Raw genomic sequence first — 24,311 nt, forward strand, 5'->3', positions numbered from 1 at the left:
GGCTAGCACGGTGTGGGAGTCATTATATCTATAGTTCGGAAGGTCGGCAGTGAATGATATTGAAAGGAATAAGTTAATCGAAACTAGCTGGGATTTGCATAGTTTGGTAGAAAGTAGCTACCGTGGCAACCCCGCTACCAAAGGCGATGAAGAATGGCTAGAAAAACAGCGTATTCTATTAGCTGATATGGCCATTCATTTATTACAAACGGCTATTCAACCAGGTAACATAGAGCTTGATAAATTAAAAAATAACCTGCACTCAATTTTAACAATCACAGATCAATTTTTACCCCACTCGGGACTTAAAGAAGCAACAGAGAAACTTTACGAGTAAACATATAACACATGTCCAAGTTAGTATTGCCATAGTTAACTGTTGTCATGTTTTGCAGTTAACTATAGCGATAACAGCCAATGTTTTTTATTGCACAAAGAGAAAGGTTAACACCCACTATTACGACCCTCTCACTCGATTAAGCGATTGGTTATAGTGCTTTTTGTATTGCTTCGCTAAAGCCTGACTGTCTTGGTAGCCAACCTGATTGGCTATCTGCTCCACACTCATATTAGTGCTATGCAATAGCTGTTTGGTGCGAACGAGTCGCGCAAGTCGCACATACTCAAACGGCGTCATACTCGTGTGCTGTTTAAAGCGTCGAATTAGCGTGCGTTCTGACATACAAGCTTGTTTCGCAAGGCTCTGTAAGCTATGCGAAACATCGAGATTATCGCTAATATGATGCTGTGCTTTGAGCAATTGCGCATCTCTATGTTGTAAAAAGCCACTGAGCTGCACAAACTCATTTTGACTCGCTTGCTCGTTTGGTATCGCCAGCCAGGCGGCGATTGTTTTTGCCACTTCTGAACCCAGCACGTCGGTAATAAACCGCAACATCAAGTGCAAGTAACTATGAGCCGCGCCCGCGGTATACACCATACCGCTTTGCTCTGTTACCTTTTGGCTGTTGGGCTTTAAAACGGGATAATATCGTGTAAAAAAGGGCGTAAGCCACCAGCTACATGTAAATTGTTTTTGATCTAACAATCCTGCTGTGGCTAAAAATGCGGTACCGCAACATCCGGCAAGTTGATAAGTCGCGGGATGAAATTCAATACCATGCTTGTTTAATTGGGCGTTGACTTGTTGGCATTGTTGCCACAACAAAGGCTCTGACGAAAACTGGCTGCCGAGCCAGATAACGACATCAGCATCAGCCAATGCGCTAAATTCAGCATGACAAACAAATTCTAAGCCTTGACTACTCATCACCGACTTTTGCCCAGAAAGTGCAACCGTCTGCCAGCAAAACACCGTCTTACCAGCGACTTTATTTGCCACATTCAAAATATCAATTACGCCAGTTAATGCACTCGCAAATACATGTTCAGGACATAGCAAAATCACTTTCATGGCAATATCAAACCAAAATCAGTCATTATTGACACGATAAGTTAGCAATCAATCTAGTTAAAGTAAAACCTCTTTCAAACTCAGGAGCTTTACTATGTGGATCCATATTCCGATTTTATTTTTGCTTAGCCTAACGCTGTTATTATTCCTTTTGACCGCAACGAGTAGAATTCGCGCAGTCAAAAATGGTGATATTGCACTTCAAGATATTCGCTATGTCGAAAAACATGCCTTCCCCGAGCGCATAAGATTATTAGGTAATAGCTATGACAGCCAGTTTCAGCAGCCCGTTTTATTTATTGCACTGCTGATACTTTTGCATATTGAGCAAATGACAGGACAATTTTGGTTTGTGCTCAGCACTGTGTTTGTCGCAGCAAGATATTGGCACAGCTACGAGCACGTACTGGGCAGTAACTTACGATTAAGAACCCTAGCATTTGGGTTAAGTAGCTTTTGCTTGTTTTTTGCCTGGTTTAGCTTCTTGTTCGATAGGGTGTAAAAAGTCTCTGGTCAAAGGGTTTTTACACTGGCTAAGTTACGCACAAGTTTGTTACATTAACTACAACAATAACCTTAGGTTTTCGTTGTGCTGCAGTCTAGGTTGAATGGCGTCAAAATATACAGCAACTTTAGTGGGAAGCTTACGCTCCTACTCGCTGTTATTTACGGCGCTGTATTTTTGTTTAGCCCCTCAATTTTTGCGCTTGATGACAATTGCTCACTCACGATTGCTCACGGCAACTCGATTTCGCTTGCTATCAATACCACGTCTTATAGCAAAATTAAACGCGGCAATAATACCGTCTCGATAGCCTGCAATTTAAATGAAGACAGCGTTATTTCATTTGTAGATGTTGGCCTTGAACACTATCAGTGGCGAGTCAATGCCCCTTCGCCCGTTAAGTTCTCACAGCCCGCATTTATCATTCCAAAAGGTAAGTACACAGCAACCTTAAGCTTAGATTCTATGCAAATTCATACGCCAAGATTTAGGCTGATGAGCGTGCCGAAATTTATTTGGGAAAGTCAAAAAACCAGCCTAGTCATGGGCGCATTTTATGGCCTTTGCTTTACCTTAATTTGCTATGTATTGATCATGGGTAGTCGCCTCAATGATCCTATATTTAGGCTTTACGGGGCTTATATCTTCTGCCTTTGTGGATTTGTATTATTCCAAGAAGGGCAATTAAATCTTTTTGTTTCATCTCAGTATAAATCATTACTCAAACACGCATATTTACTTAGTATTGGTCTCACTGTGGTTTCGGCAACCTGGTTTATGTTGAGTATCCTACTTGTTGACAAACAGTGGCCAAAACTCGTGTTGTTACTTAAAAGTGCCGCGGGTATCGTGATGCTCCTGAGCATACTTAAAATTCCCACTCAACAAGCACAATTGTCTTACTTATTAAGCCAAATTATGGCCTATATAACCCTCGCTATTGTCGCCACTATCTTTGTGCTATCTGCTCTTCAAACCAAACGCAAAATTGGCGAAGCAAGTTTGGTTTTTGCGGCACTGAGCCTAGTATTAGTCGGTATGGTATTTCGCGTGCTGTTAGTGGGATATAGTCCATTTATGCAGCGCTATGCACTTATTTTTGCGTTTGCCATTGAGTCTTTACTGCTTGCCGTTGCCGTATCTAAACGCATTGGACGGCTCAGACAGCAAAAGCAACAAGCTGAAAATGAAGCAAATTATGATCAATTATGCGGCATTTTTAACCGTCGAGGCTGGTACAAACAAGCCAATGTGCTAGTCGAGCAATTTAATAAGCGTGGTGGTGTGCTGGCATTATTTTACATCGATTTAGATAAGTTTAAGTTGATTAATGACCAATTTGGTCACGATGCTGGAGATAAGGCGCTTGCCCATGTTGCGACGTTTTTGTCATCAAGTATCAGAAAACAAGATATTGTAGGACGCCTAGGTGGCGATGAGTTTGCAGCGCTCTGCTTATTTGACGACACACAATCTGCAGAAGAAAAAGCACTACAGCTGCAACAACAACTCAATACCTTGCAATTTAGTCATGGAAAACAAGAGGTAGCAATTCAAGGTAGTGTCGGGCGAGCATTTTCCCAACACCCGATAACAGATATCAGCGATTTAATCGCACAAGCTGACAAGCAAATGTATCAGCAAAAAACCTTATCTTAAAGCTTAGGCTGCCTTAAGGTAAGGCTCTTGGCCTTTGTGCTTTACGCTACGTTGATAACTACCTTTGCCTTTTTTGCTCTTTTCAACTTTCGCCTTAAACAACGGGCTGGTTACCAACGCTTTTAGTGCGTTGTCTTTAATTTCACCACGCTGGTGCGCATGCTGAAGTTTGCTTTTTTTAGTCATGACTTACTCCAAATAAGAATCATATAAATTGATAGTGTTGATGCATAATTTCCGACCATCAACAAGCGCGAATATTAACCTAAATGTTTTAAAGCGCAATGGTATTTAGCAATAAATTTTCGTCTTTTTTGACTGCTATTTTAAAGTTAAGTTCATACCCACACTCTATACTTAAATGCAGCCCTTTCAAGTCAAGCTAAACGTTCGCGACAATGACCGATATCAAGATTGCAACCGGGATCAGCATACATTATCAGGACGAGGGAGCGCCTCACGCCCCCGTCATTATTTTGATAATGGGTCTTGGGGCACAAATGACGATTTGGCCAGATGAATTGTACTTTGGGCTAGTCAATAAAGGTTTTCGGGTGATCCGTTTTGATAATCGCGACACGGGATTATCGAGCCACTTGGATCATCTTGGTTCACCGAGTGTGATAAAAACCATGCTAAGTAAAAAGCTTCCCATCCGCGCTTCTGTTCCCTATACCCTAGAAGATATGGCTGAAGATGTTGTCGCTTTGATGGCAGGACTTAAGATTAAACGCGCCCACCTTGTTGGTGCTTCTATGGGCGGGATGATTGCACAAATCGTTGCCGCTAAGCATAAAAAGAAAGTGGTAAGTTTGACCTCAATTATGTCAACCTCAGCATATCCCAAGTTTACCGCAGCAAATGTAAAAGTCATGCTGCAACTAGCAAAAGCACGGCCAAAGTCAGACTGCCACCAATCTGCCATTCAATACAATATAAAACTCAACCAGCTGATCGGCAGTCCCGCCTACCCTCAAGACGAAGGGACGCTACATCAACAAGCCAAACACAGTATTGAACGCGCACATAACCCGCAAGGATTTAAGCGTCAGCTTGCGGCGATTGTCGCAAGCCAATGTCGCAAGCGCACGCTGGCAAAGATAAAAACGCCTACACTTGTTATCCATGGTACCGACGACCCTATTTTCCCCGCGGCCGCTGGCCAGCAAACCGCCGCTACTATTCGCAAATCCAAACTAAAACTGGTCAATGGGATGGGTCATGACTTCCCTCCAATGCTCATGCAAAAGATTGCCAAATGGGTGGCAAAACACGTAACAAAAGCAGAGCGAAAGCGATTAAAGAAGAAACAACACAAACAAAATGCAGCCAAGGAGACTGCGAATAAAAAAGTCCCGAAAAATCAATCACACACGCCCCAACAAAACACAGTTCACAATAAATAACATTCCCTAACATTACGCCCTGTAACGCCTGACAGAGCTAGCCTTCGCATCGCAATTCAACCTAAATCAGGAACACCAATTCTGCCCTTATCGTTAAATTAAAGTAAATTTCTATTTGACAAACGTACATAAAAGCAACAACAATTAAACCGTTCCAAATCCATTTGGACGTCAAAATAAAAATAGCCATGGATACAACATCAACAGATATCCACCCACAAAAAGTGGAACGATACAAAAGAGGTCAACATGAACATGAGTATAGCTAAAACGCGATTCCAACGTTCTTTTATAGCAGCCGCTTTGGTAAGCTTGGGCTTAAGCTCGGCGCACGCAAATAGCGATCTGACAACTGCCAATGCCGCAGCTATCAGCGTTTCAGGAGAAAACCAACCCTATGAGGGCAAAGTCAACGCATTTGATAATAACCACTACAGCAAGTGGCTTACTTTTTCAGCTTCCGGTTGGATAAGTTATGCGTTTAGTGAAGCGGTGAATTTAACAGCTTACACCCTCACTTCTGCGAACGATGCGCCACAAAGAGATCCCAAAAATTGGACGCTTCAAGGCTCTCAAGACGGTCAAGTGTGGTTCACTATAGATTCGCAAAACAATCAAAGTTTTGCTTCGAGACATCAAGCTAAGCAGTTCAATGTCAGTACCAATCAAGCGTACCGCTTTGTGCGCTTAAATGTTACTGCAACGCAAGGTGCCAATTTATTACAGCTTGCAGAAATCGAATTTATCGGTGCTCCGGCAAACGGTGGTACAACCTTGCCATTTAACCGAAGTGGTAGCGTTATTCCTGGCCAATGGGCACATTTTGGGCCATTTACAAGCTCAGCTCCTATCACAGCAACCTTGACTGGCAGCGGTGATGCAGATCTATACCTAAAAGCAAATAGCCAACCGACCACCGCAAGTTATGACTGCCAAAGTATCAATGATGCCAGCTCCAACGAGCGCTGTGATTTGAGCTCAAACGCACCGGTTTATGTTTCTGTATACGGTTTCCAAAGCGCCAATTATGAATTAACCGTCAGTAGCGATAGCACACCACCAAACGACACGTGGCAACGTCCGGAAGTGAACTTTGTTGATGTAAACCCTGAAACACAAGGCTCGGCATTATTTAAATGGATCATACCAAACCCAGCTGCACACATGGCCGAGCGCTGTGTGGATGTAGCAAAAGTATTATACCGCAACGCCAGTGAATCCCAGCGTTTTAGAAAATTGCAGTTTGAGCTGAGAGCCAAAGATCATTGGGGTAAGGATTTCGTTGCCTATAAGATGGGACAAGACGGTTCGGGTGAGATGACTATCGTCGTTAGCACCGCGCACTTAGAGCGTATTTATCGTGATAATAATAACAACGATGCCGTGATCCGTGATGAAATCGACGGCATTTTATTCCACGAAGTCACCCATGGTTACAATAACTCGCCGCTGACTCATGACAGCTATGGTGATGGCAAGGCAAATTGGGCATACACCGAAGGCCTAGCTGATGCCGTGCGGATCGGTGCTGGTTTTCATAAATCACGCTCACCGGATATCATTAACGCTAAACGCTGGCTTAGTGGCTACACCACTACTGGGTTTTTCTTACATTACGTCAAACAACAGCACGACTCAGAGTTTATCTACAAGTTTAATAAAGCGGCGAAAGATATGGGCAATTATACTTGGTCATTTGATGCTGCATTTCAACATATCTTGGGCCGAAGTGTTGAAGATGTTTGGAACGAATATGTCGCCTTTATCCAAAATGGCGGACAACTGGAGTATTAATTTTTAAATCGTAACCCTGCCACGTAAAAGAGTCTAGGAGATTCCTTTACGTGGTATCCGTTAATTTTGTGGCGCCTGTTCATGGGACATTGTTTTCAATTTAATCGCAAGACCACAGGAGAAGTAGATCTTCACCACTCCAACAATGATCAAATGAAAGTTTGGGTGTGAAAGTAAATCTAAGTCATAGAGGTAAGCTGCTTTTATTGGCGCGTCGCCGTTTTCTATCATGGCGACTAGCCAATGATAGATTGCAATCCCCTCTTTGATCACCCCAAACACTATCAAGGCTACGCCCGTTAAAAACAACAAGCGACAATACCACAGCGCAGTTTCTAAACCCGGACAGCGTAAATTACGAAATGGAATAAATTTCATGTCAGTCCTTTATTTACCTTTTGATTGCTCGATTTTGATTAGCTTAACGGTATGGTGCAACAAAGATAAATCCCCTTCTTTACCATGCCCTGGGATAACCATGTTTGCTTGCGGATATCGGCTCAATACATTGTGTATAGACGCTTGCCACTCATCAACCGAAGCATCCTCCAAGTTACCTAAACTTTTACTCGCCATACTTTTCACAAAGCATCCTGCGAATAAAATTTTAGATTGTGGCAGCCACACAACAATATTGTCTTCCGAGTGCCCTGCACCAGGGTAATAGGTTTCAACGACACCTGACTTAATCGCTGATGAGACTTGCGGCAAATTATGTAACGCAATCGCGCTGTGTTTTCGGGCTAATAGATGATTGGTTTGGGCTGATGCATAGGTTGGGATCTGATGTTTATTTAATACTGCTAGACCACCACTTGCATCTTGATGGTAATGCGTGACCACCGCCCCTTTAACATTGAGCTTACGGTGCTCAGCCCATAATAGCAGCGCTTCTGTGTCTTGCTCAGTCCAAGGAGTATCAACAATGTAAGCATCTTGACCGTCAACCACAACCAGACCAGAGCCGGCCACTAACCCCCACGGTTCAACATGTAGCGAAGATTCATGTTTATAAACATGCTCTGCAATCGGCGTTACCACTAAAGTCGATGCTTCCGTTGCAACTGTCATGCAGGGTAACAAAAATAAGAAAGGAGCTAAAAGCTTCATCTGAGGTTGTTCGTGTTAATTAAAAGTGACGAAAGACTATCAAGTTCCAGAATGTAAAGTCCAGCGAAATGAAACGTCAAACTGCTAAATAACGGAAATCTATTTTTGGTGTTAAACACGTGTGGGAGAGTGGATTGTTATGTTTTCTATGGTTTAGTTATTGGTTGTATATACGCCCAACATGGTTTCACATCAGGCGTAATATAGTTGTAATCTGAATGAGTTCAGATAGCGCTTAAAGCATATCTTTTGGACGCTGACAGTAGTGCTTACCTGTAGGAGGTGGATTACATGCCATTAGGCCTGTTAATGTATCAGTCCCTCTTGCACCCGCAACATCTTTAGTTTGAGACGCTGCAATTTCTTTACCTAATAAGCTTTTTAAGTTGGTTTTTTTTATAGTTAATTTCATGTTACTTCCTTATTTTCATTGTTATACTCAAGTAATACAGTACCCAAAAAAAACAGAAAAACAACCCCCAAATAGAAACAAAAAAGATTTTTTTAAACAATTTGATACCAAAAAGCATCAAAGTGACAACAAAACTTACTACCGTCTTATTTCCCCAACTGAGCTGGTATTATAGGTCGAAAAAATGCGCGGCAATCTAAAATCGCCACGCAAATGGTTGGAGAAGTGTAAATTAACCTACTAGTGCAAGCAAAATACCGGCAGCAACCGCACTGCCTAATACACCGGCTACATTGGGGCCCATCGCATGCATCAGCAAGAAATTATGCGGATTACTTTCAAGGCCAACCTTATTGACCACGCGCGCAGCCATCGGGACTGCAGATACCCCAGCGGCGCCAACTAGCGGATTAATGGGGGTATCGCTAAACTTATTCATGGTTTTAGCCATTAATACACCTGCTGCGGTACCAATTCCAAAAGCCACGGCACCCAGCGCTAAAATCCCCAACGTCTCAACCGTTAAGAATTGATCTGCGGCCAGCTTTGAGCCCACCGCCAGTCCGAGGAAAATAGTGGTGATATTAATCAACTCGTTTTGCGCCGTTTTACTCAAGCGGTCTACTACACCGCACTCTTTCATCAAGTTACCTAAGCAAAACATACCAACCAAAGGTGTTGCAGCAGGTAAAAACAATATCGTCAAACCTAGTACCGCCAGAGGAAAGAGGATTTTCTCGGTTTTTGATACATGGCGCAGCTGCGGCATCGCAATCTGACGCTCTTCTTGCGTCGTGAGTGCTTTCATGATTGGTGGTTGAATAATTGGCACTAACGCCATATACGAATAGGCTGCCACCGCAATTGCCCCTAGTAACTCTGGTGCAAGCTTAGACGCGAGGAATATCGCAGTTGGTCCATCTGCACCGCCAATAATGGCGATTGCTGAAGCGTCTTGCAAGGTAAATTCAAAGCCCGGAATATAGTTCAGCAATATAGCCCCAAACAAAGTGGCAAAGATCCCAAACTGCGCTGCGGCACCAAGCAACAGCATCTTGGGGTTGGCTATCAGTGCACTAAAGTCCGTCATCGCGCCCACCCCCATAAAGATCAGCAAGGGGAATACTCCGCTGTCTATACCAATGTAATACACGTAGTATAAAAGCCCACCAGGATCGGCAAGCCCAGCAACAGGAATGTTCGTGAGTATGGCACCAAAGCCAATAGGCACTAATAGCAACGGCTCAAAGCCTTTGGCGATCGCAAGATACAAAAGTCCGCAGCCCACAGCCATCATGCAAAGTGCAGGCACGGTGAAGTTGGCAAGCCCTGTCGCTTGCCATAAATTAAGTAACCCTTCCATCACGACATCCTTATGCTAAAGACATGATGGCATCGCCAGCACTGACGGAATCGCCTTCAGAGACGAGTAGTTCTGCGACTTGACCACTGTGTGTTGCACGCACCTCGGTTTCCATTTTCATGGCTTCCATGATGAGTACTACATCGCCTTCTTGCACCTCATCTCCTGCGCGCACCATAAGCTTAAAGATGTTGCCGGCAAGTGGCGCATTCAAAGTTTCACTGGAGCTCACCGAAGTTGATTGCGGAATGAGCTCACTGTCTTTGACTTGTACTTCTTGTAACTCACCTCCCGGCGCAACCACTACATCGTATACTTTGCCATCCACTTTTATGCTGTAACGCTCAGTAGCTGATGACTTAGCTTTAGCAGGCGCCGCTGCTGCTTTTTGTTGTTTGTTTTCAACAAGCGTCGGTTTTGGCTCAAACGCATCTGGGTTATTGCGATTTTTCAAGAATTTAAGGCCAATCTGCGGGAATAATGCATAGGTAAGCACATCATCAATAACCTCGTCGGCTAAGGTAATTTGTTCCTCTTTTGCCGTCGCGACTAGTTCGCTTTGTAAACTATCTAGCTCAGGTTCAATTAAGTCTGCAGGACGGCAGGTAATAGGCTCTGCGCCTTCAAGTACTCGTTGTTGCAAAGCTTGGTCGACTTGCGCTGGTGTCGCTCCATATTCGCCTTTCAGCACGCCAGCCGTTTCTTTGGTTATAGACTTATAACGCTCACCGGTAAGTACGTTTAATACCGCTTGCGTCCCGACAATCTGTGAGGTTGGTGTTACGAGTGGCAGATAGCCAAGCTCTTTACGCACACTTGGAATTTCTTTTAGTACTGCGTCAAGCTTGTCACCCGCACCTTGCTCTCGCAGTTGATTTTCCATATTGGTTAACATGCCACCAGGCACTTGTGCAGATAGAATACGACCATCTACTCCTTTTAAGCTGCCCTCAAAAGCTGCATATTTCTTTCTCACTTCACGGAAATAGGCTGCGATCTCTTCTAGCTCTAGTAAATCAAGCCCTGTATCACGTTCCGTGCCTTCCACAATCGCCGCGATAGTTTCTGTTGCACTATGGCCATAGGTCATACTCATCGAAGATATCGCCGTATCGAGCATATCGATACCCGCATCTATGGCTTTTTGATAAGTTGCAGTACTGAGCCCTGTGGTTGCATGGCACTGCATTGCGATAGGAATAGAGACGGACGCTTTGAGCCCAGAGATTAACTTTTCAGCATCATAGGGTTTCAGTAATCCAGCCATGTCCTTAATACAAATGGAATGACAGCCTAAGTCTTCGAGCTGCTTAGCTTGCGTGAGCCACATTTCCAGCGTATGAACAGGGCTTACGGTGTACGAAATCGTGCCCTGCGCATGCGCGCCCACTTTGATGGCCGCTTTAATAGCCGTTTCTAAGTTGCGCACGTCGTTCATTGCATCGAATATTCTAAATACATCTACCCCGTTATGGTGGGCACGCTCAACAAACTTTTCGACAACATCATCTGCATAGTGACGATAGCCCAATAGATTCTGACCACGCAGTAGCATTTGCTGTTTGGTTTTTGGCATTGCAGCTTTCAGTGCACGGATCCGCTCCCATGGATCTTCGCCTAAATAGCGAATACACGAGTCGAAGGTTGCTCCCCCCCATGATTCAACAGACCAATAGCCCATATTGTCGAGCTTCTCAGCGATAGGAAGCATATCTTCCAAGCGCATTCTGGTGGCGAGTAATGACTGATGCGCGTCGCGCAGCACTAATTCGGTTAGCTTTAACTGTGACATGCAAAACCCCTATTAATTGTTTTTTCTGTAGGCTGCAACGGCAGCGCTAATGGCTGCAATATGTGCCTGCGGCACACCCTGTGACGATGTTGCTCTGGTTGTTTTTGATCTTGTGGTACTTGGCTCTACTTCTTCAAATTGAGCAGCAAAGTTGGCCAACAGTCGCATCGCAAAAATCAAAATGGACAGAAAAACAAAAACACCAACCATACCGGTCAGCATGAGATTTCCTGCTTGCAGTAGCTGCGATCCAATATCCATTTTTACCCCTTACTTGCTGTTTGGTTTTCCTGTTCGATGTTAACGAACCGGTATAAACCTTCACTTTTTGTAGATATTTATTCACCTTATAACAAAAAATGTTCCACTGTAAAGCGTGTTGTAAATTGGTATTACCAAAGCACTTAACTTACAAACTATCAGTGAGTTAGCTAAGAAAACATTAATAAATATGGAAAATTAACGTAATAAATATGAAAAATATTCAAAATAGCGCCAACTAATACTGAGATTTTAATGAATATAGAATGGATTTTTGATTACGCAAGATAAATTGTAAATTGGACTGACCAACAATTAACGTTTACGTTAACGTCACCCTGTATAACGCGTATTTCGCTGGATGTGGGAAAAGGGAGCTGCAAACAATTTATTCGCGTTACAGCTTTTTCAATATAGATGGGTATAATAAGGGGAAATTTTTACCAAAACGAACGTCTATGCCCTCCCTTGAACAAAATGAAAATTTATCTTTTCAAAGCCAATTTAAGTTAGATAAAGCCTATTATCGAGAGTGTTTTGAAGAGTCTGAAGCCAATGGGCTTGCTGTTAAACCGAAATATGGCTTGCTTGTACTGCTAATTGTACTGGGGCTGTTTGCTATTTACGGATTGCAGGAGCACTACGTCGGGAACTTTCTTATTCTATTGGCTGTAGTTGAATGCGTTGCTTTCTACTATCGCAAAGCTTGGTGGGTGATAAGACAGTCATATTCTCGTGCCGCCGGCAATATCGTCGAGGTTTCAATCTCTAAAGCAGGCATTAGCACCAAAGCGACACATGCCGAATTTTCTTACCTATTTGACGACTTAGATAAACTTGTTGAAACGAACAGAGGTTTTTTGGTATTTCACCAAAACAAACCGAGCTATATCAGTAAATCTGGACTTAACGAAGAAGCGATAGCCTTTTTATCTGAGCAAAGCCAGAAATAAGAAACCCCGCAATGGCGGGGTTTTTTATGCCAGTTAAACCATGTTAACTAACATCGTAATTCAGTATTTGGTCAATTACATATTGCCCGGGCTAGATTTCTCAGCCTGGATTCGCATGTAAATTTCTTCACGGTGAACTGAAACATCTTTAGGCGCATTTACACCAATACGTACTTGGTTACCTTTAACACCTAGTACTGTTACAGTCACTTCATCACCAATCATCAGGGTTTCACCTACTCGACGAGTTAGTATTAGCATTCTCTTGCTCCTGTTATTCCAAAATTTAAAAGATTCCGCGTCAAATCCATTTTAAATAAAAGTTCCTAGAAAAGTAAGCAAAAACTTCTTTTACTCTGTACTTTCCAATTCAAATTTGGCATGTAAAGCCCGTACAGCTAGCTCTAAATATTTTTCTTCTACTAGTGCCGAGATTTTTATCTCTGATGTAGACACTAATAGAGTGTGAATATTTTCTTCGGCCAATGCCATAAAAAAGAGACCAGCAACACCTGAATGAGATTTCATCCCGATGCCAACCGCTGAGATTTTTGCCACGTTAGCATTAACCTCTACCGTTGCGCCACCTAAATTTTGTGCATGTTGCGCTAAAACTTCTTCCGCCAGAATACAATCATTTGTGTGCACAGTAAAAGCATAGTCTATTTTTTTCTCACTGTGGTTCAAATGGTTAATCATATCGACTTCGATATTATGCTCACCAAGAAGAGAAAGTATATTGGCAAGATTACTAGGTTTTGCATCTACATTGTTAACTAAGATAAGCGCTTCGTCTTTGACACTCGCTACCCCAGAGACCACTTTGGTGTTTTTCATCTTACCTTCCTCATAGCTAATTAAGGTGCCGTTATCAGGAGAAAACGAAGAAAGTACGCGCAGCGGTACATTATATCGACCGGCCGCTTCAACCGAACGGATCTGCAAGACCTTAGCGCCAACACTTGCTAGCTCCAACATCTCAGAAAAAGTAATATGTGATAGACGCCTTGCATTTGGCTCTATTCGCGGATCGGTAGTGTAAACACCATCGACATCAGTATATATCTGACATTCGTCTGCTTGCAAAGCCCCTGCGATTTCAACTGCTGAGGTATCTGTACCGCCGCGTCCTAGCGTGGTGATATTACCTTCTCCATCACGCCCTTGAAATCCGGCAATAATGGTTATCCGGTTATGCTCAAGTTCTTGCTTTAAGCGGGTTGTGTCTATTTCTGTGATCCGCGCTTTAGAGAACATGTTATCGGTTTTAATACCAACCTGATCGGCAAGTAAGCTCACGGCAGAATGCCCACGCTTAATGATGGCCATCGCCAATAACGCGATAGAAACTTGTTCGCCGGTGGTGATCAATACATCTAGTTCACGAGAACTCGGACGTGCATCGATTTGTTGGGCAAGGGAAATGAGACGGTTTGTCTCGCCTGACATTGCAGACAACACGACCACCACTTGGTGGCCTTGTTGTTGTGTTTTGATAACGTGTTCGGCAACCGCCTCAATACGTTCTACCGAACCTACCGAGGTGCCGCCAAACTTTTGTACAATCAGCGCCACTTGCTGATTACTGCGTTACTTCATTTAACCAAGTTGGAACACTGTTTAGTGCTGCGTCTAGGTTTTCTGGTTGTGAACCACCAGCTTGCGCCATATCAGGACGACCGCCACCTTTACCACCGACTTGAGAAGCCATGTGATTAACTAGCTCACCTGCTTTTACCTGACCAACTAAGTCTTTCGTTACGCCAGCGATTAGGCTTACTTTATCGCCATTAGCTACACCTAGCGCAATGACACCTGAGCCAATCTTGTTCTTCAGGTCATCGACCATGCCACGCAGTGCTTTAGACTCAGTTCCTGCAACGTTTGCAACGAGTAATTTAATCCCATTCACTTCGGTTACAGAGTCAAGTAGCGTTGCACCCGCAGCACTTGCTAGTTTGTCATTTAGTTGAGCAACTTGCTTCTCAAGACCTTTTGACTTTTCAAGTAGCGCAGATACTTTTTCTAGCACAGATGAGGTATCCCCCTTAACCAAAGCCGCAATTTCAGAAAGCACTTGCTCTTGCTCATTAACATAAGCGATGGCATCAGCTCCCGTTACCGCTTCGATACGACGAACACCCGCTGCGATACCGCCTTCTGAGACAATCTTGAATAGACCAATATCACCTGCACGCTTCACGTGTGTGCCACCACAAAGCTCAATTGAGTATCCACCGATTGAAACGACTCGAACTTCATCATCGTATTTTTCACCAAAGAGCGCCATCGCACCTTTGTCTTTGGCAGCATCGATATCCATCAACTCAGTTTGTAAAGCAAAGTTACGGCGGATCTCTGCGTTCACGGCATCTTCTACTTGCTGTAGCTGTGCTTTAGTGACGCCTTCAAAATGTGAAAAGTCGAAACGCAAACGATCTGGCAGTACCAATGAACCTTTTTGAGTAACATGGTCACCCAACAAATCGCGCAGTGCTTTATGTACCAAGTGCGTTGCAGTATGGTTTTTCTTCACTCGCTCGCGGCGCTCAGCATCAATACGTGCATCGGCTTTATCGTTAACACCAATGCGGCCAACCACATGACCATGGTGTGCAAATGCATTACCTAGCTTTTGCGTGTCAGTAACTACAAACTCGCCGTTAGCTACTTTTAGTACACCCGTATCACCAACTTGGCCGCCTGACTCAGCATAGAAAGGCGTGCGGTCAAGGATAACCACGCCTTGTTCACCATCTTCTAACGTATTGGTGTGTTGACCTTCTTTAAAGATTTCAACCACAGTACCGGTATAGTGCTCAGCGTCATAGCCTTTAAAGTCAGTGTTTTTATCAGACTTCAAGCGCTCGTTGTAATCTGCACCGAACTTGCCAGCCGCTTGCGCTTTTTTACGCTGCTCTTCCATGCATGCTTGGAAGCCGCGCTCATCGATCGTCATAAAACGCTCACGTGCCACATCTGCCGTTAAGTCTGCAGGGAAGCCGTAAGTGTCATACAGTTTAAACACTAAATCGCCTGGAATAACGTCGCCTTCAATACCAGCTAGACTTTCTTCTAGAATAGTTAAACCACGGTCTAAGGTTTTACCAAACTGATCTTCTTCGATACGCAATACTTTTTCGATAATTGCTTGTTGCTTCACTAATTCAGGGTAAGCTTCACCCATTTGCTCAGCGAGTGCAGCAACTAACTTATAGAAGAATGCCCCTTTTGCACCGAGTTTATTACCGTGGCGAACTGCACGACGAATGATACGACGTAGCACGTAACCACGACCTTCATTCGATGGCATGACGCCGTCAGCAATAAGGAACGCACACGAACGAATGTGGTCAGCAACTACACGTAGTGATTTATCTTCTAAATCTTGAGCATCTGTTACTTTTGCAGCTGCTTTAATCAGCGCTTGGAACAGGTCAATCTCATAGTTTGAATGCACACCTTGCATAATTGCAGAGATACGCTCGAGACCCATTCCGGTATCAACCGACTGCATTGGCAGCGGTTCCATTGTGCCGTCTGCATGACGGTTGTACTGCATGAATACTAAGTTCCAGATCTCGATGAAGCGATCACCGTCTTCTTCTGGTGAGCCCGGAGGTCCCCCCCAAATGTGCTCGCCATGGTCATAAAAGATTTCAGAACAAGGACCGCAAGGACCCGTGTCGCCCATTGACCAAAAGTTATCCGCCGTTGCAATACGGATGATCCTGTCTTCAGGAACACCAACTTGTTTTGACCAGATATCAAATGCTTCGTCGTCTTCATGGTAGACCGTGACTAGTAGCTTTTCTTTTGGCAGCTTGATCACATCCGTAAGGAAGCCCCAAGCAAACTTAATTGCGTCGGTTTTAAAATAGTCACCGAAGCTAAAGTTACCTAGCATTTCGAAGAAAGTGTGGTGCCTTGCGGTATAACCTACGTTTTCAAGGTCATTATGTTTACCACCAGCACGAACACAACGCTGTGAACTGGTTGCTCGCGTATAAGGGCGTTTTTCCGCACCCAAGAATGCATCTTTAAACTGCACCATACCAGCGTTGGTAAACAGTAAGGTGGCATCATTACCCGGAATTAACGAGCTTGAAGGCACCACTTGGTGCTGTTGTTTAGCAAAGAAATCTAAGAAGCTTTGCCTGATTTGTGCGGTAGTCATATGCTGCATGTGATCATTCACCCTTTATTTCTTCTTGCTCTGCTGCAGTCATTGCAGCTTCAATTGCAAAATCTATTTCATCAAAACTAAAGCCACGATAACTCATGTAACGTACGCGCTTAGTTTTTTCTTTATATTCTATCGGTTGTGCGCAAAGACCGTACTTTTTTTCATAGGTTTTTGCGGCTTGCATGTACCAATCAATTTCACGCTCGGCGATTAGTGTATGCAAAGTCTCTCGGCTCACACCCTTTTGCCCTGCATCCATTAATACACGCTTTTCTCCAAGTCCTTTTGCAATCTGGCGGTTTAAAAAACTCTCTGCATAGCGGTCGTCATTAACATAATCGAGCGACTTTAGCCAAGATACCAATTGTTCCGAGACTGCCGCTGTAGCCCCTTTTTGCAGTAGCTTTTGCGTCAGTCCTGATTCAGAGTACTCTTGTCTCGATAGTAACCAAACCGCATAGTTTTTTAGCTTTTTAACTTCTTGTTCATCCATCAGGCGTCAAAGCGTCCTGAGTCAGACTGAGAAATGTCAGCATTTTCATCATTTTCCTTCTTTTCAACGATAATTGGCATAAACATCGCCTGGAAAGAAACAAAAAAACCTATCATGGCGACCGGCATGATAATAATCGCCGGGATCATCGACAGCGGTATAGACGCGACGATAAGCGCTGCGACGACTAAACCGTAAATACTCAATGCAGCCATATTATGATAAAAAGCGGCAAGCGAGCACTTCATCGCGTGAAAAATACGTTTTTCACCTTGGAAAAAAACCTGTGGCACAACAAAAGCAAAGGCCATCATAATGACCGATTGTGCAATCACAAATACTGCAACTTCGGCAAAACTAATATTGCTCGCGATAAGCCCGATAAGTTCATTCGGATCGGTGTTTGGGCCAACACTCTCTAGCGCACTCGCCACATCACTGAATAGCACACCGGCAACCATAGTCAGCAACAGTGCACCTGCCATTTGATAAATACCAACTCGGAACAAGTGTAATCGACGGCCTTTTGCTGCGAAAGGCTCAAAAATGTCTGCCAACTTTATTGGTTTATTGATCTGTTTATTGATAACGGCAAGATAGAAGCCTGCACTTAAGAAAGGACCAGACAAGGCAGCGATAATATGAAAAATAGGTGCGAACAGGGGTAATAGACTTACTACCGCCATAAAAATGTACATCAGCATGAAAGTCATAGGCTGGGTTTTGAAAATTGCCCACCCGGCTTTTAGCCACTGCACGCCCATGCTTGCTTTGAATGTTCTAATTGGTGTCGACATAGTCCACTTAATTTAAGCTATAACGTCTTTGATTATACTGATTACCGCGTCGAGTGAAAAGGCATGAAAGGCGGATTTGTCAGCGCTTTTTAGCATATTTTAAACAAATACTGGCGGTAGACGTAACCTACTTGAGCATCTTAAGTTTGAAGGGATTGGAATGAGAATAGAATGTTTGATATTACAAGCCAACCGAAGCACTTATCTAGTCGGCTTGTTGTGATAAGCATATACGCTTAGGCTAATCCGCTTTTGAAATCTTTTTGATATCCAGCATATGCGCGCCATGTTGGATCTTCGTTTTTAGATACTGTTCATTACCAGAAACCCCTGCCTTAACATGTGCCTGAGTACCAACGACTTCATCGACGGTAATACCAGCTTCTCTTAACGCCTTTAGCTTTCTTGGATTGTTCGTCATTAACTTAACATGGTTTAACCCTAGCGCTTGAAGCATCAATACTGCATCAGAGAAATCTCTTAAGTCATCTTCAAAACCGAGGTGATTGTTTGCCTCATAGGTGTTCATCCCTTGCGATTGCAATACATAAGCATCGATTTTATTGTACAGGCCAATGCCACGACCTTCTTGGCGCAAATATAATAAAATGCCGCCTTGTTTATGCATCGCCTCGATACATTCATTTAGCTGTTCGCCACAATCACAACGAGAAGAATGAAAGACATCGCCGGTTAAGCACTCAGAGTGCATACGAATTAGGGGGACTTGCTGCTGACTGTCTGCGCTATTAAATACCAGCGCAACATGTTCTTGGCCATCTTTTAGCCCTGAAAAAGAAACTATTTCTGCAGGGATATTACTATGCTGCCCTACATTCAGCTCGACTCTCGCTCTTACTTCTGCCACGTCTTAATCTTGCCTAATGTGATAATATAACAATATGCTACCATAAATGGGATATGGTGTCTCTAAGTTCATTATACAAGGGCAAGGCGGACATCGCATTGGTAAATGTCAAAATTCGAACTAGGCTATATAAAAAAGGAAAGCGAATACATTTATAACTCATGCGCTCTGTTTTTATCTGCCTACTATTTTTAACCCCATTCAGCTATGGCTCTGACATCGATTTCAGTGGCTTTGCTACGCTCAAAGCGGTTAAAACAGACTCCCATACCGCCAAAATAAGAGAGTCCATCTCACAACCCAACGGTGTAGAAAGAGATGAACTCAACTTTTCATTTTCTTCTTTAGGCTTGCAAGCCGAGTGGCATGCAAGTGACAATCTAGAACTCGTGGGCCAACTGCTGTTAAAAGAACAGCATGATAACCAAATTAACAATGCAATAAAGCTTGCTTTCTTACGCTATAATTTAAACTCAAACTGGCAAATCCGTGCGGGTCGTACTGGTTTAGACTTGTTCCTGATGACCGAGTATCGAGATATCGGTTATTCGATGGATATGGAACACCCTCCTGTCGAGTTTTATTCTATTATTCCTCATCAGAACTTGGATGGCGTAGACCTTCAGTATCGCGTGCCTCTAGAACAAGGTATCGCAAGTATCAAAGCTTATTGGGGACGATCCGAAGCGCCAATCTACAGTGATATCGACTTTTATTGGAATGTAGAGCTCAAGTCTATCGTTGGTATGGTCGCGCAATACGAAACGTTAAACTGGCTGTTTAGAGCAAACTACACAACGACCAAATCCGCCAATGAGCATGAACAGCAAAGATTGTTACGCGATGCTTTAGCGCAAGTTCCATTGCAAATTTGGCCGACCAAAAACGAACTAATTGATTCTTTATACATTATTGACGAGCGCTTTACCTACAGTGCGCTCAGCATGAGATACGATGACTCAGACTGGCTCATACAAAGTGAAATATCGCTAACAGACTCAACCTCTAACATCCTCAACCATCTCAAGGCGGGGTATGTTACCTTAGGTAAGCGATTTGGTTTAAACACGGTCTCTTTTACCTATTCTGTCGCTGAATCAGATAATGAGACAATGATTGAATCCGGTCCATTGACTCCATCACCAGAATTATTATATCTCTATGAAGAAGCCTCAACATACTCTGGTTTTTATCAATTGGATCAGCGCAGCACTTCCTTAACGTGGCGGCGCGAACTCAGCCCAACACTCGCATTGAAGCTTAACTGGAAACATACTTCTACAAATCACCTACCCAGTGCTTTCTATCTTCACAATATAGAGCAATTTAGTAACCCAGACCTTTCGTTTAATACCTTTACGCTTAGCTTTAATTGGGTGTTCTGATGAAAAGGTTACTTATTACTGTTTTCTTCCTCGTTTCATACCCTATTTCAGCAGCCGCTGATATTGCCGTCATCGTTAACAAAGACAACCCCATCGAGTCGATATCACAGCGTCAACTCATCGACATGTATATGGGAAAATACGTTGCCTTTCCTAACGGTGATATAGCCGTGACCTATGACTACGAAAAATCGCATCCATTAAGAGGCCCTTTTTTTCTGGCACTGACTGGCCGAAATGAGAGCCAAATTAACGCCTATTGGTCGAGAATAAAATTCAGCGGCAAAGTTTCTCCCCCACAATCATTTTCTTCACCATCAGCTATACTTGAAAATATAAGAAATACGCCAAATGCAATCGGCTACATTCCAGCAGACTTTGTGACGGGTGATGTAAAGGTAATCTATCAAATCGATGACTAAGTATGGATTGATTGTACGACTGGCACTCGTGCTGGTTGTCTCAACTTTTATTTTTTCAATGCTTTACGCTAAGTTATATCACGACCATATTGTTGAGCGTGAACTTCGGCGCTCTAATACTATTATCGGGCAAATTGGCCAAACCGTGTCGTCTTCTTCCTCTATTGCAACTTATCTCAATGACAAAGACCTGGCTGTAGAAGTCATTAATGGCCTAGTCAGTAACGATGTAATCTCTTCAGCCGCAATCAAAAGTGAAGAAAAGTGGCTCGCTCAAAGCGTAGGATTTAAGCCGCAAAATGCTACCATTATTAAGCTCAATCATCCGTTTTTATTGAGTGAAATCGTTGGTGAGATCTATATCCAACCAAACTCCGTTTTTATCGAGCAAAACGCTAGAGATATCGCTCGTTCAAGCGTTCAGACTTTGTTGGTCGTCATCATCCCCATCTTAATCATCTTCACGGTTGTGACACACTTTATCGTGACAAAGCCCCTGAGTAACTTGAGCAGCCAAATTGCGAGGGTTATTCCTGGAGCCCCCTTAAATTTAATCGTACCTAAAGGACATGAATCAAGCGAAATCGGTGATATTGCAAGCAATACCAATCAACTTATTGCTAAAACCGCTTCCATGTTCGAGCAAGAACGGCAACTTCGAGCTGATATCGAAATCCTTGAGAAGCGCTTTAGACTCATGTTTGAGCGCTCATCTTCTCCCACCCTACTGGTAAAAGACAAAGGGGAAGTGATCTTAGCTAATGATGCCGCTTGTGATTTGCTGGCTGGTATGGCGATTGACCTTGATGAATATTTTCCAGAAAGCTTTGGTCGCTACTGCAAAACTCCGGATATTCTTTATACCTTTACGGAGCATACTTTGGAGCTTAACCAGCCAACTCAGTCAGAGTTTGAGTTTATCAACCCCTTGACCGAGCAACCTGTTTGGCTGAGTGTCATCATGCTGAGAGTGGAAAGTAGCGGACATTTCTATTTACAGGTATTTTTATCAGATATCACGCTGAGAAAAACCGTGTTTCAAGAACTCAATAAAAAGGCTAACCGCGATAAGCTAACAGGCCTCTACAATCGCCATGGTACTGAGATCAAAATCAACGAGTGGTTAGATAACGAAACTCCGTTTAGCTTATTTATTCTTGATTTAGATGAGTTTAAACCAATCAATGATATTTATGGCCATAACGCCGGTGACGCTATGTTAAAACATATCGCCACTCAAATTAGTACTCAGGTTAGAGAACAAGATGTAGTTTGTCGTTGGGGAGGTGATGAGTTTTTGATTGCCTTGCACTGCGCCAAAAATGAAAAGCTGCAGCGCATCGCTGAAAACCTGCTAGAGGCGATTAACACCGAAATGATTTGGCAAACGCCAGAAGGGAAATCACTGCCACTGCGAGTTGGCGCGAGCATAGGTATTGCAAGCTACCCAAGAGACGCTATTGAGCTAAGCCAATTAATCGAATGTGCTGATGTCGCCATGTACACGGTTAAAAAAGACAAGAAAAACGCCTTTCAATTTTACTCATTAAGCGCTTAGTTATACCGCTTGAGTTAGTGTGTACCGATGCACAACAGCTCACCTGCACGCCTAACTCTCCTTTATCTACTGAAAGTGGTTTATCTGCTGCATCGCCTCTTGAATATATTCAAAGTTTGGTTCTTGCTCAGATGGCTTGTTCGTTTCATCGAGCGTCTCATATGTTCCCATGGGCGAGACTTCAATAATTTGCTGCTTACTCACAACCGCATATTTATTGTAGCTGCTAAGTAGTAACCAATTTCTCTCTTTAACTGGTCCGGTTAAGTTATAACCCGTACTATAATCTTCAGGCGTGTTTTTAACCCTTAAGTACTCACTCATCAAAGTCGGTACTACGTCTAAATGACTGGTTACCGCATTTGAGGCTTGCCAATGCTGCCACTTTTCGCTTTTTGGCCCAACCACAACAAATGGCACCTTTATCTGTGGTTCAGTAAAGTTACTATTGTGTCCCCAGTAATTAAGCTTATTGTCATTAAGCTCTTCACCGTGATCAGAAGTTATAATCACCAGCGTATTTTCTATATCAAGCTGCGCTAATACCGATGCAACAAGACTATCTACAAAGTGTGTACTGGTAAGATAACGATTTAAAATTGGCTCTCTATCATAATCGTTGTCCAATAGCATATGGTTAATGGGACCGTGCATCGGCTCGAAGCCAGCATGGTAACCCTCAGGAACTGCGTAGCCATGGATTGCATCATAGAAAATAAAACTAAATGAAGGCTTATCTGGATCTCGCTTTGAATACCAAGAGGACCAATTATTAGTGACCTGTTTATCTCGTGCTAATACGTCATCGCCTTCAGTATGCGTTTTTAGCCCCTCAACGCGAGCAAAGACGGTTTCATTAAACTCAGGGCGAACAAGCTGAGCAGAAGAAAATATTCCAAATTGATAACCCAAATCGCGCATTCTATCCATCAATAATGGAGTTACTCGATTATTGTAAATGTCCTGCCAAGCGGTTCCAGGCAAGCCATAAAATAACCCGGTTATCCCTGTACGTGTAGAATTTCCAGTAGAAAAGTGGTGATTGAAGACCGCTCCTTGTTGTGAGAACCGCCAAATATTGGGAGTCACTTGCGCTGTAAAAGCATCATACCGCCATGAATCCAGCACCACAAAAACAATATCAAGAGGCTTCTTAACTGGCTCTACTTCAATAGGTTGTAAAGGATAGTTAAATTGTCCTTGTGTTAAAGACATTCTTTTCTGCTGCGCCAATGCGGCTTCATTTAGCAAATCATATTTACGCAAAAAAGAGTTTGCTGTTGCGGGTTTGTAGAGGGGTAAGTACTTACTGAACCCTGTGATTGGTTGATATACCGTCGCACTTGCCCAAGCATGAATTGTATTGCTCGCCAACAGGGCAATAATGGTTACGCTGGTAAACTTTCGACCAAAGCGCAGCTGCATTACGGCTCGGGGCTTACTTAACCACGTTGACAGGTAAAACTGAATCACAAATATCGTAACAAAAATAGCTATCGCTTGAGCCCATGCAATTGCTGAGAACTCAATAACTTGGCCTGCAAGCAGCATATCGACAATAACACCGTTAATATGAAACTTGTATAGCTCAAAGCACAAGCTATTTGCAATAAGCGCTACGAAAAACAATGCATAAAATAAAGCAAAGCATACGGATCTCACTTTATTTGACTGTAACCATATTAAAGGCATTGCAACAATACTCACTAAAGCTGTGAGTAAAGCCATATGGCTCCACGTTGATACGGAAACGTAAAATAATGTCAGTCCTTGATAATCGGCAGGATTGGTATTTACAACGTTTATGGTAATTAAGATTGAGCAAAGAGAGTTGATAAGAACCAACCAGCCGAACTGGTGAAACCGATGACGCAATAGCACAGTTCAATTTGTTCCTTTAATAGAAAATTCGACTATTATATTACCGTTCTGA

Annotated in this window: 24 protein-coding genes; 9 read left to right on the top strand and 15 right to left on the bottom strand. The window is 43.2% G+C overall.

All coding sequences use genetic code 11. From position 1 onward, the window contains the following. Positions 1-49 precede the first annotated feature (49 nt). The gene (locus NO992_RS08465) at positions 50-337 is read left to right on the top strand and encodes a hypothetical protein (RefSeq protein WP_349197858.1); all 288 of its coding nucleotides are present in this window, start codon (positions 50-52) and stop codon (positions 335-337) included. 120 nt (positions 338-457) lie between these two features. Here the strand turns inward: NO992_RS08465 and NO992_RS08470 are convergent, their stop codons facing one another. Further along, positions 458-1,414: a GlxA family transcriptional regulator gene (locus NO992_RS08470; protein ID WP_371376110.1), complete on the bottom strand. Its 957-nt coding sequence runs from the start codon at positions 1,412-1,414 to the stop codon at positions 458-460. A gap of 94 nt (positions 1,415-1,508) precedes the next feature. Here NO992_RS08470 and NO992_RS08475 point away from each other — a divergent pair, with 94 nt between their 5' ends. Together NO992_RS08475 and NO992_RS08480 are read left to right on the top strand one after the other, a co-directional pair. Further along, positions 1,509-1,916 (top strand): MAPEG family protein, encoded by a 408-nt coding sequence (locus tag NO992_RS08475; protein ID WP_010375915.1) that lies wholly within the window; start codon positions 1,509-1,511, stop codon positions 1,914-1,916. 87 nt (positions 1,917-2,003) lie between these two features. Beyond that, positions 2,004-3,578 (top strand): diguanylate cyclase, encoded by a 1,575-nt coding sequence (locus NO992_RS08480; protein ID WP_371376113.1) that lies wholly within the window; start codon positions 2,004-2,006, stop codon positions 3,576-3,578. 3 nt (positions 3,579-3,581) lie between these two features. Here NO992_RS08480 and NO992_RS08485 read toward each other — a convergent pair whose 3' ends face one another. Continuing rightward, complete coding sequence (locus tag NO992_RS08485; RefSeq protein ID WP_010606219.1) at positions 3,582-3,764, bottom strand: alternative ribosome-rescue factor A; 183 nt, start codon at positions 3,762-3,764, stop codon at positions 3,582-3,584. Between the two features lie 212 nt (positions 3,765-3,976). On the opposite strand from NO992_RS08485, the gene NO992_RS08490 reads away from it, so the two are divergent. Next, the gene (locus NO992_RS08490) at positions 3,977-4,984 is read left to right on the top strand and encodes an alpha/beta fold hydrolase (protein ID WP_371376116.1); all 1,008 of its coding nucleotides are present in this window, start codon (positions 3,977-3,979) and stop codon (positions 4,982-4,984) included. A gap of 249 nt (positions 4,985-5,233) precedes the next feature. Next, positions 5,234-6,778 (top strand): basic secretory protein-like protein, encoded by a 1,545-nt coding sequence (locus tag NO992_RS08495; RefSeq protein WP_371376118.1) that lies wholly within the window; start codon positions 5,234-5,236, stop codon positions 6,776-6,778. Positions 6,779-6,838: 60 nt separating this feature from the next. Here NO992_RS08495 and NO992_RS08500 read toward each other — a convergent pair whose 3' ends face one another. The 6 genes from NO992_RS08500 to NO992_RS08525 all read right to left on the bottom strand — a co-directional run bounded on the left by NO992_RS08500 (position 6,839) and on the right by NO992_RS08525 (position 11,716). Beyond that, entirely contained in the window at positions 6,839-7,156 is a 318-nt protein-coding gene (locus NO992_RS08500; RefSeq protein WP_371376120.1) for a hypothetical protein, read from the bottom strand. Between the two features lie 9 nt (positions 7,157-7,165). Beyond that, positions 7,166-7,849 carry a subclass B1 metallo-beta-lactamase gene (bla, locus tag NO992_RS08505; protein ID WP_371376123.1) on the bottom strand — a complete coding sequence of 228 codons (684 nt, stop codon included), beginning with the start codon at positions 7,847-7,849 and terminating at the stop codon, positions 7,166-7,168. Positions 7,850-8,123: 274 nt separating this feature from the next. Next, positions 8,124-8,300 carry a hypothetical protein gene (locus NO992_RS08510; protein WP_019647498.1) on the bottom strand — a complete coding sequence of 59 codons (177 nt, stop codon included), beginning with the start codon at positions 8,298-8,300 and terminating at the stop codon, positions 8,124-8,126. Positions 8,301-8,532: 232 nt separating this feature from the next. Continuing rightward, positions 8,533-9,663 carry a sodium ion-translocating decarboxylase subunit beta gene (locus tag NO992_RS08515; protein WP_045989904.1) on the bottom strand — a complete coding sequence of 377 codons (1,131 nt, stop codon included), beginning with the start codon at positions 9,661-9,663 and terminating at the stop codon, positions 8,533-8,535. Positions 9,664-9,673: 10 nt separating this feature from the next. Continuing rightward, positions 9,674-11,455 carry a sodium-extruding oxaloacetate decarboxylase subunit alpha gene (gene oadA / locus NO992_RS08520; protein WP_371376128.1) on the bottom strand — a complete coding sequence of 594 codons (1,782 nt, stop codon included), beginning with the start codon at positions 11,453-11,455 and terminating at the stop codon, positions 9,674-9,676. A gap of 12 nt (positions 11,456-11,467) precedes the next feature. Continuing rightward, positions 11,468-11,716, bottom strand: coding sequence for an OadG family protein (locus NO992_RS08525; protein WP_371376131.1), 249 nt, complete (start codon positions 11,714-11,716; stop codon positions 11,468-11,470). A gap of 458 nt (positions 11,717-12,174) precedes the next feature. On the opposite strand from NO992_RS08525, the gene NO992_RS08530 reads away from it, so the two are divergent. After that, the gene (locus tag NO992_RS08530; protein WP_010375933.1) at positions 12,175-12,669 is read left to right on the top strand and encodes a hypothetical protein; all 495 of its coding nucleotides are present in this window, start codon (positions 12,175-12,177) and stop codon (positions 12,667-12,669) included. A gap of 75 nt (positions 12,670-12,744) precedes the next feature. Here the strand turns inward: NO992_RS08530 and csrA are convergent, their stop codons facing one another. The 6 genes from csrA to ribA all read right to left on the bottom strand — a co-directional run bounded on the left by csrA (position 12,745) and on the right by ribA (position 19,013). Continuing rightward, on the bottom strand, positions 12,745-12,930 hold the full coding sequence (gene csrA / locus NO992_RS08535) for a carbon storage regulator CsrA (RefSeq protein WP_010375935.1): 186 nt from the start codon (positions 12,928-12,930) through the stop codon (positions 12,745-12,747). A 90-nt stretch (positions 12,931-13,020) separates the two neighbouring features. Further along, positions 13,021-14,244: an aspartate kinase gene (locus tag NO992_RS08540; protein ID WP_010375937.1), complete on the bottom strand. Its 1,224-nt coding sequence runs from the start codon at positions 14,242-14,244 to the stop codon at positions 13,021-13,023. Positions 14,245-14,251: 7 nt separating this feature from the next. Continuing rightward, positions 14,252-16,855: an alanine--tRNA ligase gene (alaS, locus tag NO992_RS08545; RefSeq protein ID WP_253107625.1), complete on the bottom strand. Its 2,604-nt coding sequence runs from the start codon at positions 16,853-16,855 to the stop codon at positions 14,252-14,254. A gap of 4 nt (positions 16,856-16,859) precedes the next feature. Continuing rightward, entirely contained in the window at positions 16,860-17,348 is a 489-nt protein-coding gene (locus tag NO992_RS08550; protein WP_371376138.1) for a regulatory protein RecX, read from the bottom strand. Next, positions 17,348-18,145: a BPSS1780 family membrane protein gene (locus NO992_RS08555; RefSeq protein WP_017216307.1), complete on the bottom strand. Its 798-nt coding sequence runs from the start codon at positions 18,143-18,145 to the stop codon at positions 17,348-17,350. The genes NO992_RS08550 and NO992_RS08555 overlap by 1 nt, the downstream gene beginning before the upstream one ends. Before the next feature lie 241 nt (positions 18,146-18,386). Further along, complete coding sequence (ribA, locus tag NO992_RS08560) at positions 18,387-19,013, bottom strand: GTP cyclohydrolase II (RefSeq protein WP_010375947.1); 627 nt, start codon at positions 19,011-19,013, stop codon at positions 18,387-18,389. A 161-nt stretch (positions 19,014-19,174) separates the two neighbouring features. Between ribA and NO992_RS08565 the strand changes: the two genes are divergently transcribed. From NO992_RS08565 to NO992_RS08575, 3 genes are read left to right on the top strand one after another with little or no spacing between them, the layout of a single operon-like run. Beyond that, a complete protein-coding gene (locus tag NO992_RS08565; protein ID WP_017216308.1) occupies positions 19,175-20,398 on the top strand; it encodes a hypothetical protein in 1,224 nt (407 codons plus the stop codon). Further along, positions 20,398-20,820, top strand: a complete 423-nt coding sequence (locus NO992_RS08570) for a hypothetical protein (RefSeq protein ID WP_017216309.1) — start codon at positions 20,398-20,400, stop codon at positions 20,818-20,820. Before NO992_RS08565 ends, NO992_RS08570 begins: the two co-directional genes overlap by 1 nt. Further along, on the top strand, positions 20,813-22,378 hold the full coding sequence (locus NO992_RS08575; protein ID WP_253107629.1) for a sensor domain-containing diguanylate cyclase: 1,566 nt from the start codon (positions 20,813-20,815) through the stop codon (positions 22,376-22,378). Before NO992_RS08570 ends, NO992_RS08575 begins: the two co-directional genes overlap by 8 nt. A gap of 66 nt (positions 22,379-22,444) precedes the next feature. On the opposite strand, the gene NO992_RS08580 is transcribed toward NO992_RS08575, so the two are convergent. Further along, positions 22,445-24,259 carry a DUF3413 domain-containing protein gene (locus tag NO992_RS08580; RefSeq protein WP_371376144.1) on the bottom strand — a complete coding sequence of 605 codons (1,815 nt, stop codon included), beginning with the start codon at positions 24,257-24,259 and terminating at the stop codon, positions 22,445-22,447. Positions 24,260-24,311: the final 52 nt, after the last annotated feature.

This window comes from Pseudoalteromonas sp. DY56-GL79 (assembly GCF_041414765.1).
Lineage (GTDB): Bacteria > Pseudomonadota > Gammaproteobacteria > Enterobacterales > Alteromonadaceae > Pseudoalteromonas > Pseudoalteromonas piscicida.

Excerpts from the sequence above, each read along its gene's own strand:
- NO992_RS08470 (WP_371376110.1), bottom strand. The coding sequence starts at position 1,414 with ATGAAAGTGATTTTGCTATGTCCTGAACATGTATTTGCGAGTGCATTA.
- NO992_RS08475 (WP_010375915.1), top strand. The coding sequence starts at position 1,509 with ATGTGGATCCATATTCCGATTTTATTTTTGCTTAGCCTAACGCTGTTA.
- NO992_RS08485 (WP_010606219.1), bottom strand. The coding sequence starts at position 3,764 with ATGACTAAAAAAAGCAAACTTCAGCATGCGCACCAGCGTGGTGAAATT.
- NO992_RS08490 (WP_371376116.1), top strand. The coding sequence starts at position 3,977 with ATGACCGATATCAAGATTGCAACCGGGATCAGCATACATTATCAGGAC.
- NO992_RS08495 (WP_371376118.1), top strand. The coding sequence starts at position 5,234 with ATGAACATGAGTATAGCTAAAACGCGATTCCAACGTTCTTTTATAGCA.
- NO992_RS08500 (WP_371376120.1), bottom strand. The coding sequence starts at position 7,156 with ATGAAATTTATTCCATTTCGTAATTTACGCTGTCCGGGTTTAGAAACT.
- bla (WP_371376123.1), bottom strand. The coding sequence starts at position 7,849 with ATGACAGTTGCAACGGAAGCATCGACTTTAGTGGTAACGCCGATTGCA.
- NO992_RS08510 (WP_019647498.1), bottom strand. The coding sequence starts at position 8,300 with ATGAAATTAACTATAAAAAAAACCAACTTAAAAAGCTTATTAGGTAAA.
- NO992_RS08515 (WP_045989904.1), bottom strand. The coding sequence starts at position 9,663 with ATGGAAGGGTTACTTAATTTATGGCAAGCGACAGGGCTTGCCAACTTC.
- oadA (WP_371376128.1), bottom strand. The coding sequence starts at position 11,455 with ATGTCACAGTTAAAGCTAACCGAATTAGTGCTGCGCGACGCGCATCAG.
- NO992_RS08525 (WP_371376131.1), bottom strand. The coding sequence starts at position 11,716 with ATGGATATTGGATCGCAGCTACTGCAAGCAGGAAATCTCATGCTGACC.
- NO992_RS08530 (WP_010375933.1), top strand. The coding sequence starts at position 12,175 with ATGCCCTCCCTTGAACAAAATGAAAATTTATCTTTTCAAAGCCAATTT.
- csrA (WP_010375935.1), bottom strand. The coding sequence starts at position 12,930 with ATGCTAATACTAACTCGTCGAGTAGGTGAAACCCTGATGATTGGTGAT.
- alaS (WP_253107625.1), bottom strand. The coding sequence starts at position 16,855 with ATGCAGCATATGACTACCGCACAAATCAGGCAAAGCTTCTTAGATTTC.
- NO992_RS08550 (WP_371376138.1), bottom strand. The coding sequence starts at position 17,348 with ATGGATGAACAAGAAGTTAAAAAGCTAAAAAACTATGCGGTTTGGTTA.
- NO992_RS08555 (WP_017216307.1), bottom strand. The coding sequence starts at position 18,145 with ATGTCGACACCAATTAGAACATTCAAAGCAAGCATGGGCGTGCAGTGG.
- NO992_RS08565 (WP_017216308.1), top strand. The coding sequence starts at position 19,175 with ATGCGCTCTGTTTTTATCTGCCTACTATTTTTAACCCCATTCAGCTAT.
- NO992_RS08570 (WP_017216309.1), top strand. The coding sequence starts at position 20,398 with ATGAAAAGGTTACTTATTACTGTTTTCTTCCTCGTTTCATACCCTATT.
- NO992_RS08575 (WP_253107629.1), top strand. The coding sequence starts at position 20,813 with ATGACTAAGTATGGATTGATTGTACGACTGGCACTCGTGCTGGTTGTC.